The sequence below is a fragment of the Variovorax sp. P4_B10 genome (assembly GCF_056402375.1).
In genome coordinates this window covers 24628-34490 of the sequence record NZ_JBFUHN010000073.1, presented here as the reverse complement: position 1 = coordinate 34490, position 9863 = coordinate 24628, and the positions used below count along the sequence as shown (strand labels likewise).

The 9863-nt window shown below is 68.2% G+C and carries 10 protein-coding genes; 6 read left to right on the top strand and 4 right to left on the bottom strand.

The window, feature by feature from the left end; translation table 11 throughout:
• The 3 genes from AC1DXX_RS26480 to AC1DXX_RS26470 all read left to right on the top strand — a co-directional run.
• Positions 1–249 (top strand): NUDIX hydrolase (locus tag AC1DXX_RS26480; RefSeq protein ID WP_478137191.1); only part of this gene is annotated, 249 nt, incomplete at its 5' end.
• 8 nt (positions 250–257) lie between these two features.
• Positions 258–746 carry a CreA family protein gene (locus tag AC1DXX_RS26475; RefSeq protein ID WP_478137190.1) on the top strand — a complete coding sequence of 163 codons (489 nt, stop codon included), beginning with the start codon at positions 258–260 and terminating at the stop codon, positions 744–746.
• A gap of 124 nt (positions 747–870) precedes the next feature.
• Positions 871–1371, top strand: a complete 501-nt coding sequence (locus AC1DXX_RS26470; protein ID WP_478137189.1) for a murein hydrolase activator EnvC family protein — start codon at positions 871–873, stop codon at positions 1369–1371.
• Between the two features lie 34 nt (positions 1372–1405).
• Here AC1DXX_RS26470 and AC1DXX_RS26465 read toward each other — a convergent pair whose 3' ends face one another.
• From AC1DXX_RS26465 to AC1DXX_RS26455, 3 genes are all read right to left on the bottom strand, one after another.
• Positions 1406–3307 carry a hypothetical protein gene (locus AC1DXX_RS26465; protein WP_478137188.1) on the bottom strand — a complete coding sequence of 634 codons (1902 nt, stop codon included), beginning with the start codon at positions 3305–3307 and terminating at the stop codon, positions 1406–1408.
• Between the two features lie 121 nt (positions 3308–3428).
• Complete coding sequence (locus tag AC1DXX_RS26460) at positions 3429–5054, bottom strand: phospholipase D family protein (RefSeq protein ID WP_478137187.1); 1626 nt, start codon at positions 5052–5054, stop codon at positions 3429–3431.
• A gap of 126 nt (positions 5055–5180) precedes the next feature.
• Positions 5181–5477 (bottom strand): hypothetical protein, encoded by a 297-nt coding sequence (locus AC1DXX_RS26455; RefSeq protein ID WP_478137186.1) that lies wholly within the window; start codon positions 5475–5477, stop codon positions 5181–5183.
• A gap of 290 nt (positions 5478–5767) precedes the next feature.
• Between AC1DXX_RS26455 and AC1DXX_RS26450 the strand changes: the two genes are divergently transcribed.
• From AC1DXX_RS26450 to AC1DXX_RS26440, 3 genes are all read left to right on the top strand, one after another.
• On the top strand, positions 5768–6169 hold the full coding sequence (locus AC1DXX_RS26450; RefSeq protein WP_478137185.1) for a hypothetical protein: 402 nt from the start codon (positions 5768–5770) through the stop codon (positions 6167–6169).
• A gap of 122 nt (positions 6170–6291) precedes the next feature.
• Positions 6292–6939: a DNA oxidative demethylase AlkB gene (gene alkB, locus AC1DXX_RS26445; protein ID WP_478137184.1), complete on the top strand. Its 648-nt coding sequence runs from the start codon at positions 6292–6294 to the stop codon at positions 6937–6939.
• Between the two features lie 6 nt (positions 6940–6945).
• The gene (locus tag AC1DXX_RS26440) at positions 6946–8769 is read left to right on the top strand and encodes an ABC transporter ATP-binding protein (RefSeq protein ID WP_478137183.1); all 1824 of its coding nucleotides are present in this window, start codon (positions 6946–6948) and stop codon (positions 8767–8769) included.
• On the opposite strand, the gene AC1DXX_RS26435 is transcribed toward AC1DXX_RS26440, so the two are convergent.
• The gene (locus tag AC1DXX_RS26435; protein ID WP_478137182.1) at positions 8766–9845 is read right to left on the bottom strand and encodes a LacI family DNA-binding transcriptional regulator; all 1080 of its coding nucleotides are present in this window, start codon (positions 9843–9845) and stop codon (positions 8766–8768) included. The two genes, AC1DXX_RS26440 and AC1DXX_RS26435, sit on opposite strands and share 4 nt — an antisense overlap.
• Positions 9846–9863: the final 18 nt, after the last annotated feature.

The window sequence follows — 9863 nt, the reverse complement described above, 5'->3', positions numbered from 1 at the left end:
GAGATGGAAGGCCTGTTCGCGGTGATCAGCGTCGTGCGCGTGGGCCAGGTCCACATGTTCTACCGCGCCCGCCTGCTCGACGACCGCTTCGACCCGGGCCACGAGACCATCGAGGCCCGGCTCTTCGCCGAGGAAGAGATTCCCTGGGAAGAAATCGCCTTCCGCACCGTGCGCCAGGCGCTGGAGCACTACTTCGAAGACCGCCGCCGCGGCAGCTTCGACCGCGTGCACGAACTCAGCATCGTTTGACAAACCTCATGAACAAGACACTTCGCGCCACCCTCCTCTGCGGCGCCAGCCTCGGTTTTGCGCTGGCGGCATCCGTGGCCAGGGCGGAAACGGTGGGCGATGTCGACACCGCCTTCAAACTCATCGGCCCCGACCACAAGATCGTGATCGAGGCCTACGACGACCCCAAGGTCAACGGCGTGACCTGCTATGTCTCGCGCGCCAAGACCGGCGGGCTGGCAGGCGCCTTCGGCGTGGCCGAAGACAAGGCCGAGGCCTCCATCGCCTGCCGCCAGGTCGCCCCGGTGAGCATCACGCAGCCGCTGCCGAAGCGCGAGGAGGTCTACAGCGAGCGGCTCTCGGTGCTCTTCAAGCGCCTGCGCGTGGTGCGCATGGTCGATGCCAAGCGCAACACGCTGGTCTACCTCACCTATTCCGACCTGCTGATCGACGGATCGCCGAAAAACAGCGTGACGGCCGTGCCCATCGACCGCGGCACGCCGATTCCGCTGAAATAGCGATAGCCCTTCGCGTTCGCCCCCTTCAGGAAGGAGGGTGCGAGTTTGCTAGCATCTGCCGCACGGCGCGCCCGACGTGCCAGACCGCAGGAACCCTCCGCAACGAATCCGTTCCAACAGCGCCATGCACCTTCAGACTCTTCTTTTCCGTACCGGCGCTGCAGCGCTGGTTGCCGCGGCCCTCGCGGCCTGTACCACGCCCGCACCCTCCGTGCGGCCCGGGCAGGCCGTCACGCCGCCGGCCCAGCGGCAGGCGCTGTTCATCCGTCCCGCCAGCGGCACCACCATCACCCGCTTCGATGGCGTGCGCAACAAGGGCATCGACATCGCGGGCAGCCTCGGCGACCCCATCGTCGCATCGGCCGACGGCCGCGTGGTGTACGTGGGCAGCGAACTGCGCTCCTACGGCAACATGGTCATCGTCAAGCACAACGACACCTTCCTCACCGCCTACGCCCATGCGCAGACCATCCTCGTGAAGGAAAACGCGGTCGTGCGCCAGGGCGAGAAGATCGCCGAGATGGGCCGCAGCGACGCCGACCGCGTGAAGGTGCATTTCGAGATCCGCAAGAACGGCACCGCCGTGGATCCCGAGCCGTACCTCAACGGGCGCCTGCAGCAGTAGCAGCTGCAGGTTTCGCCCGCGAGGCTCCGAGTCCTTACTGCTGGCGGAGAACCAGTTCGCGCCAGCCGGCGTCACGTGTGCTGACGAACATGTAGCGGAACACCGACGGCCCCGACACGGCCGGCAAACTGAAGGTCTTCGACGCGGCGCCCGCGGTCGTCGGCGCGATGTCGGCCTGGTCTTCGAATCGGTTCGTCCCGTCATTCAGGCTCAGGTAGAACTCCGACGCGAAGCCGGGGTTCAGGCCGGTGGCGCTGACGGTGAAGTCGCCGCCGCCGTTGTACGAGGCCAAAGGCGCCGAGGTCGTGAAGGCCGGGTAGGCCGTGGCCGCCGCCTCTGCCAGCGTCAGCGGCCGGGCGTGGAAGCGCTGCTTGTAGACGATGTCGAATCCGCTGAACTGGGCGACCGCATCGCCGCTGTCGAGGGCAGTGAACGTGTACTCGGCATTCGCGGGAATCGCAGAGATCGCGTCTTCGGCCAGCCCTGCCGTGACGATGCCGCTGCWGTTCGACGCCAGGTAGTGGAAGTTGCTGCCGTCGCCGCCCTGGATGGGCCAGTAGCCGCCCGACGGCGGACGGACATGGCGCACGCCGCCGGCGGGCAGCCCGGGGCCCGTGACCACCACCGTGGCGACATTGCCGCTGTTGCCCGTGTTGTGGTCCTGGATCGAGAACTGGAAGCCCGTGGTCACGCAGCCCGTCGCGTTGTCCTTCATGGCCTGGACGTGCGGATTGAGGTCCAGCACGCGGCCGTCGCCGCGCAGCCGCCATGTGCCGTCCGTGCCCTTGACGATCTGCATGCTCTGGTTGTTGCTGAAGGCGACGCCGTTCCTGTCGCGGTGCGTGAAATCGACGAAGGCGCGCGGGCTCAGGTTGTTGGCATCGATGGTGTAGTTGATCCTGCGAATGACGACATCCGCGAAGCTGGCTCCCACGAGGTTGATGTCGGCCGCGGTCTCGTTGGCGAAGTCGGTCCCGTTCTGGTCGGAGGACCGGAAGTTGTAGCCACCGGTCACGGGGTTGCTGCTCGTCATCAGCGGCGTCAGCTCGGCAGCCGCGGGCAATCCGTTCGCGAATTTCCCGACGAAGTCCGAGAGCACCTTGCGAATGAGCGTGATGTCGTCCGCGGCCGTTTCCATGCCGGTGCCGCTCAGCGGCGTGGCCGCGGTTTCCGCGGCGGCCTTGACGGCAAGGTCGTCGACGATCTGCTGCTGGGTGACGATGTTGGTGATCGTCGCGACGTTCGTCGCGGGGTCCACGTTCACGCGCAGGACGTCGAGCGCCTTGTCCAGCGCGCTGGAGAGCGGGGAGAACGCGGTGCGCAGCAGGTCGATGCTCGCATCCACGCCCAACGCCAGCAGCACCGGCAGCAGCTTGGCCTTCAGGCCATCGGATTCCGCCTGCAGTTCGGCGGCCGTCAGCGTGCCGAAGCTCCCGCTGTCGAAGTACTTCTCGGCCAGCTGGCCCGCAATGTTCGACACCACGAGGTCGGTCAGTGGCGTGATGTTGATGGTGCCGTTCGCATCGGCGGCAGTCGCAGCCGAGTGGATCACCGTGCGCTGGCCGCCCACCGTGCCTTCGGCGCGGAAGACAAACGGGGCGGTCATGCCCGTGACGTCCACGGTGTAGCCGCCGTTCGCGGAGAGGGGCACGGTCTTCGTGGCGCCCTTCGCGTCCTTGACGGTCACCGTGCCGGTCAGGGGAAGGCCGGATGCAGCCGTTCCGGAGAACGTGACCGCGGCGGCAGGCGGGTCGCCGGCGGGCGGGTTGCTCGCCGGCGTGCCGCTCCCGACAGGAAAGCCGGCGAACCCACCGCTTCCTCCACCCCCGCCTCCGCCGCAGGCGCCCAACGAGATCAGGAGCGCAACGGCGCAGGCAGTGCGCGTCGTCTTGTGGAACCGCTTGGGGGCGGCCAGGGTCGATGTGGTGGTTTTCATGGCGGTAGGAAGTAAAGAGCAAACAAAAGAATCAACTCGTAACACGAGCGATGCGATTCTTCGGTGAGCCTTCCATCCCCGCCATCCCCTCTTTTGAGGATGTCCGCCCTTCGACCGTTCGCTAGAGCAGGCTCTCGGGCACCAGCGGCGCCAGCAGCTCGAGCTTCCAGCGCGACCAGAAATCCGTCTCGGGCTCCGTGTGCAGGATGGTGTCGGCCGCGTCGCCCGACGCCGGGCTCACCCACTCGATGCCGCCCCTCGGCCCCAGCTGCAGCTGGTACGCGCCGTCGAGCCGGATGAATCCGATCAGGCTGGTGAGCTGCTGCGCGATCTGCGGGCTGAAGATGAAGATGCCGACCTCGGTGTTGTGCAGCATCGAGCGCGGATCGAAATTCATCGAGCCGACGAACACGATCTTGCGATCGATCACGGCCGACTTGCCGTGCAGCCGGCCGCTCGCGGAGCCGTACATGCCGAAGCGCTTCGTCTGCTCCACGCGTTTGGGGCTCAGCTCATAGAGCTCGACGCCCAGCCGCAGCATCTCGGCGCGGTAGCGCCGGTAACCGATGTGCACCAGCGACTCGTCGGTGGCGGCCAGCGAATTGGTCACGATGCTGTAGCTCACGCCGTTGCCCCGCACGATGCGGATCGACTCCATGCCGCCGCGCCCGGGAATCAGGTAGGGCGTGGTCTGCATGATCTCGCTCTGGGCGCCGCGCAGGTAGCGCCGCACGTTGTAGAGCACGCTGTCCGTCGCCACGTCGGCCGGCAGCCCGCGCCCTTCTTCCGTGGGTGCGAGGGCCTTGGCCGGTGCGTCGGCATAGGCTTCGGCACGCGCCCAGGTGAGCGAGAGCGCGCCCGCATTCAGGTCCTTGGCCAGCGGGTTGTTGCCCAGCAGGTCGGTGGAGTCCGGCTCCTCGGGATGCAGCGCCTCGGGCCCGCCGGTCAGCCGGTCGAAACGCTCGCGCAGCTCTTTCGGCGATTCACTGCCCTTCGCCACCAGCGATTCGATCGGGTACACGTAGGGGCTGTTCCAGTACATGTCGAACAACGACGACAGCCTTGGCACCACGGCACCCGCCACCAGCGTGTCGATGTCGATGAAATTCGACCCCCCGTCGCGCAGGAAGTACTCGTTGGCCATGTTGCGCCCGCCCATGACCGCCATCGTGTTGTCCACCACGTAGAGCTTGTTGTGCATGCGCCGGTGCACGCGGTCGAAATCGAACAGCGACGCAGCCCAGCGCGTGCCGAAACGGTCGCGCCCCGCCGGGAACGGGTTGAAGAGGCGCACCTCGACGTTCGGATGCGAGGCGAAGCTGGTGAACAGCGAATCGGCGCCCGCGGTGTAGAGATCGTCGACCAGCAGGCGCACCCGCACGCCGCGGTCCGCCGCATCGCGCAGGGCACGCAGCAGGTAGCGCCCGGTCTCGTCGTTCTGCACGAGGTAGTACTGCACGTCGATGGAGCGCTGCGCGCGGCGCGCGAGCTCGATGCGCGCATGCAGCGAGAACTGCGGCATCGGCAGCAGCCGGAATCCGCTCAGCGGTTCGCCGGGCGGCGCGGCCGCCTTCACGAGGCGGCCCAGCACGGTGTCCGCGCCATCGGCAATGGCGACCGAGGGATTGCGCTGCACGTCGGTGGGCAAGCCGGCGCAACCGGCCATGCAGAGCGCGGCAAGGCAGGCGAGCAACCACGCCTGCCACCGGGCGCGCGGTTTTTCAGCCCGTTGTGGGGTGTGAGACATGGGAGCGAGAAAGGTGTGGCGAGCGCACGAAGCGGAATAGGGGACTTCCGCGGCTCGCGGTTTCTACCATGAGCGGGGGCCACCGCGCCGGGAGCGCCCTTTTCGCGCCTTTCGCGTGGATTGCGCCTATGCGTCGCCGGGAACGGCGGTGCTCGCGATGTCGGGCCACCGAGTGTTGCCCCGGGGCCCTGGCGCCTCGCTCCGCTGCGGCATCCATTGCCGGACGAAATGGTCCGCCCGCACCGTCGCGCGTTCCACAGCCGCCTCCCACGACAACTGCCGGGTGATCACCAGTGCGCACCGCGCAATGCCCTGGTGGCTCAGCTCTGCGAACCCCGCATAGGTGCCATGGGGCGTACGGGCGAGCTCGATCCAGCATGCCCAGCCTTCCGGCACGTGAATGTCGAGGCGCACTGTGTCCATGATGGGTTGACCATAGGCCTTTGGCCGATCGTTTCAATAAGTGAATCCCTTGGTACTACTTCACATGTTCATGGGATGCGGCCATCCACGGGTCATGCATGAACCCACGCAGCGTTGCGCGCGGCCCCGGCTGCGTCGGCTGGCCACGGCTCACGGACGTTGAGCATGCAGTCGCGTGAACCCCGGCAGCTTCGACCCTACGTGCGCTCAGGACGACCGGCTACATTCGGCCTATGGCAGACCTCTCACACTGCACAGATACACGGCAATCACAGAACAGGCCACTCATCATGAAAAAACTCGCTCTCCTGGCATTCCTCGGCCTCATGAGTTCCGTTCCCGCCTTCGCCCAAGGCGACTACGCCTACGAGAACGACCGCCGCTACTGCGCCAGCGGCCGCTCGGGCCTCGACTTCAATTCATGCATGTGGCGGCTCCAGAATGACCGCGAGCGGCAGGACCGCCGCGAGTACGAGCGGCAGGAGCACGAGCAGCGCCGCGAATACGAGCGCCGCCAGCGTTGGCAGGAGCCCGCGCCGGTCTATGTGCCCGAGTACCAGCGGCAGCCGCAGTACCAGCAGGAACGCCCGAAGCTCAGCGACATGCAGCAGCGCGCGCTGGACAACTGCAACCTGCTGCAGCCCCGTGACCAGCCCCGGTGCCGCGCGACGGTGATGTCCACCGTTCGCTAGCGCCGGTCCTGCGACGCGAGGGCCGTGGCGTCAGGCGCCACGGGGGAGGCAAACTCACGGGATGGGTTGTCTTGAGGCGTGCTCTTGTTTGAAGCACTCGTCCACGACGCCACAATGTTCCCATGACGCTCGATCTGTTCGACGATCCACTCCGCGAAGCGCGCGAACCCCTCGGGCCCGGCGCTTTCGTCCTCCCCGGTTTCGCCTTGCCCTTCGTTGATGAGCTCCTTCCTGCGATTCACGCCCTGGCCGAACGCGCACCGTTCCGCCACATGGTGACGCCCGGCGGCTTCACCATGTCCGTCGCGTTGACCAACTGCGGCGCACTGGGCTGGACCAGCGACCGCCGCGGCTACCGCTACAGCCTCACCGACCCCGACACCGGGCGGCCCTGGCCCGCCATGCCCGAATCGTTTGCGCGCCTCGCCCGCGAGGCCGCTGCGGCAGCGGGCTTCGACGGCTTCGCGCCCGATGCCTGCCTGGTCAACCGCTACGAACCCGGCGCCCGGCTCTCCCTGCACCAGGACAAGGACGAGCGCGACTACGAAGCGCCGATCGTCTCGGTCTCGCTGGGCATGCCCGCCGTCTTCCTGTTCGGCGGGCTGGAGCGCGGCGACAAGGCCGCGCGCATCCCGCTGCAGCATGGCGACGTCGTGGTCTGGGGCGGCGAGGACCGGCTGCGCTACCACGGCGTGCTGCCGCTCAAGGACCAGCCACATCCGGCGCTGGGCAGCCACCGCATCAACCTCACATTCCGCAAAGCGGGCTGACGACGCATGCCGACTGAGACCGAGAAGAACGCCCCCGGCAACGCCATCCGCGAACTCTATGCCGCGCTGTGGCACTTCGCGGCCGGCGCCCGCGGGCAGTTGCTCGGTGCCACCGCCCTGCTCGCCTCCTCGCAGCTGATCCGCCTCACGCTGCCCTATCTGGCGGGACAGGCCATCAACGCGCTGCAGCGCAGCGAGTTCGCTGGCGCGGGCCGCTGGATCGGCACGCTGGCCGCGGTGTACGTCGGCGCCTGGGCGCTGCACGGCCCGGGCCGCATCCTCGAGCGCAATGTCGGCCTGAAGGTGCGCGAGCGGCTCGCCGACAAGCTCTATGCGCGCATCGCCGCCGCGCCGCTGGCCTGGCACGACGGCCACCATTCCGGCGAGCTGCAGCACCGCGTGCACCAGGCCAGCCGTGCGCTGGCCGATTTCGCGCAGAACCAGTTCATCTGGCTCACGAATGCGGTCAACTTCGTCGGCCCGCTGGTCGCGCTCGCGCTGCTGTCGCGCACCAGCGGCATGACGGCGCTCGCGGGCTATGTGCTGATCGGCCTCGTGATCGTGCGCATCGACCGCGCGCTGATGAAGCTGGCCCGCGCCGAGAACGATGCCGATCGGCGCTACGTGGCCACGCTGCTCGATTTCCTGGGCAATGCATCGACCGTGATCGGCCTCCGGCTGCAGGGCGCGTCGCGACTGTTGTTGCGCCGGCGCATGGCGGCCATTTCGCTGCCGCTCAAGCGCACCGTGGTGCTGAACGAAGGCAAGTGGTTCGCGGTCGACATGATGGGCCTGATGCTGACCTGGGGCCTGGTCGTGATCTACGTATGGCAGGCGCGTGTGCCGGGCCAGGCCGTGATGCTGGGCGCGGTGTTCATGATCTACCAGTACGCACAGCAGGCAGCCGGCGTGGTGACCTCGGTGGCGGCCAACTTCAGCTTCTTCGCGCGCATGCACACCGACTACACGAGCGCCGAGCCGATCTGGCAAGCGCCCTCGGGGGACATGCTATCGACCGCGCCCGAGCAAGTGCCCGAGCGCGAGCGCATCGACGCCGGCGCGACCTGGGCGCAACTCGGCGTCGATGCGCTGCAATGGAAGTACACACCGCGCGGCGAGCCCGTCGGCGATGCGACCGAGCCGCCACGCAGCGGCCTGCACAACGTCGCCCTCACCCTGCGCCGCGGCCAGTGCGTGGCGCTCGTCGGCCCGAGCGGCGGTGGCAAGAGCACGCTGCTGCGCGTGCTCGCCGGCCTCTATGCGCCGCACGCCGGCACGCTCACGCTCGACGGCCAGCCGGTCGACTGGCCGCAGCTGCGACGGCTCGCCACGTTGATCCCGCAGGAGACCGAACTCTTCGAGGCCAGCGTGCGCGAGAACCTCGCCTTCGGCCAGCCGGCGGACGACGCGCGGCTGCTCGCGGCGCTGCACACCAGCACCTTCGACGAGGTGCTGAAGGCGAACCACGGCGATCTCGACACGGCCGTGTCGGAGCGCGGCTTCAACCTCTCGGGCGGACAGCGCCAGCGCCTGTGCCTGGCGCGCGGCGTGCTGGCGGCGGAAGGCAGCTCGCTGCTGCTGCTCGACGAGCCGACCAGCGCGCTCGACATCGGCACCGAGGCGCGCGTGCTCGAGCGCATCGCCAGCGCGTTCCCGAATGCCTGCGTGATCGCGTCGATCCACCGCCTGAGCCTGCTCGACCGCTTCGACACCGTGCTGTTGATGGAGGCCGGCCATGTGCTCGACCACGGCCCGCGCGATGCGGTGCTGGCGCGGCAGCCGCTGCTGCAGCGCATGACGGCGCCGGCCGGCAGCGCACAACCTGCCTAGGGAAGGTTCTCGCGAAAGATCACCTGGCTGCGCGTGGTCTCCACGCCGCTGAGCGGCTCGCGCCTGTCGCGCAGGTTGGTGAAGATCCGCACGCAACTCATCAGCGTGGTGTGCGGGCTCTGCGTGATCACCGCGTCCATGCTGCCGTCGATCAGCAGCGCACGCGTGTCGGGCGTGAGGCCATGGCCGATGAAGACCACCTTCTGCTCGCGCCCCGCTTCCTTCAATGCACGCGCCACGCCGTCCGACGCGCCGCCGATGTTGTAGATGCCGCCCATGTCGGGGTATTGCTCCAGCAGCGCGCGCGTCTGCCGGTAGTTCTTGCCGGCGTCGTCCTGGCCTTCGCGCAGGCCCACCACTTCGAGCCGGGGGAACATCTCGTCGATGACATGCAGGAAGCCGGCCTCGCGCTCCTCGTGCGCCTTGTAGCTCAGGCTGCCCGCGATCAGCGCGACCTTCGCGGCGCGCGCGCCGATGAAGCGGCCGATGAGGTAGCCCGCGGTGCGACCGGCCGCCCGGTTGTCGAGCCCCACGAACGCGGCGCGCTCGGAGTTCGACAGGTCCGAGATCAGCGTGACCACCGGCAGCCCGCGCGCGGCCAATGCGGCCACGGCCTCGCGCACCGCCGGATGCTCGAGCGCCATCATCGCGATGCCGTCGCAGCGCTGGCCGTGGCGCCGCAATGCGTTCGCCAGTTCGTGCGGATTGAAGCTCTCGATGAACACCGTGCGGCACTGCACGTTGAACGGCGCCCAATGCTCCTGCGAGTAACCCACCATGTCGCCCAGCATGCGGATGAAGCGGTTGGTGCCCGCCGGCAGCAGGAACACCAGCCGCAGCGGCGGCGGCGTGAGCGCCGCATACAGCTCGGGCCCGGGCAGGTAGTCGAGCTCGCCCGCGGCCTTGAGCACGCGCTGCACCGTGGCGTCGCGCACGCCGGGGCGCCGGTTGAGCACGCGGTCGACGGTGGCGGTCGACACCTGCGCCGCACGGGCGATGTCGACCACGCGCGCGCGCCGTGCATCGGCGGGTGCGGAGGACGCAGGGGGCGAAAGAGGTGAAGGGTTATCCCGCATACATCAAAAACCATCAGA

Excerpts from the sequence above, each read along its gene's own strand:
- AC1DXX_RS26450 (WP_478137185.1), top strand. The coding sequence starts at position 5,768 with ATGAAAAAACTCGCTCTCCTGGCATTCCTCGGCCTCATGAGTTCCGTT.
- alkB (WP_478137184.1), top strand. The coding sequence starts at position 6,292 with ATGACGCTCGATCTGTTCGACGATCCACTCCGCGAAGCGCGCGAACCC.
- AC1DXX_RS26460 (WP_478137187.1), bottom strand. The coding sequence starts at position 5,054 with ATGTCTCACACCCCACAACGGGCTGAAAAACCGCGCGCCCGGTGGCAG.
- AC1DXX_RS26455 (WP_478137186.1), bottom strand. The coding sequence starts at position 5,477 with ATGGACACAGTGCGCCTCGACATTCACGTGCCGGAAGGCTGGGCATGC.
- AC1DXX_RS26470 (WP_478137189.1), top strand. The coding sequence starts at position 871 with ATGCACCTTCAGACTCTTCTTTTCCGTACCGGCGCTGCAGCGCTGGTT.
- AC1DXX_RS26475 (WP_478137190.1), top strand. The coding sequence starts at position 258 with ATGAACAAGACACTTCGCGCCACCCTCCTCTGCGGCGCCAGCCTCGGT.
- AC1DXX_RS26435 (WP_478137182.1), bottom strand. The coding sequence starts at position 9,845 with ATGCGGGATAACCCTTCACCTCTTTCGCCCCCTGCGTCCTCCGCACCC.
- AC1DXX_RS26440 (WP_478137183.1), top strand. The coding sequence starts at position 6,946 with ATGCCGACTGAGACCGAGAAGAACGCCCCCGGCAACGCCATCCGCGAA.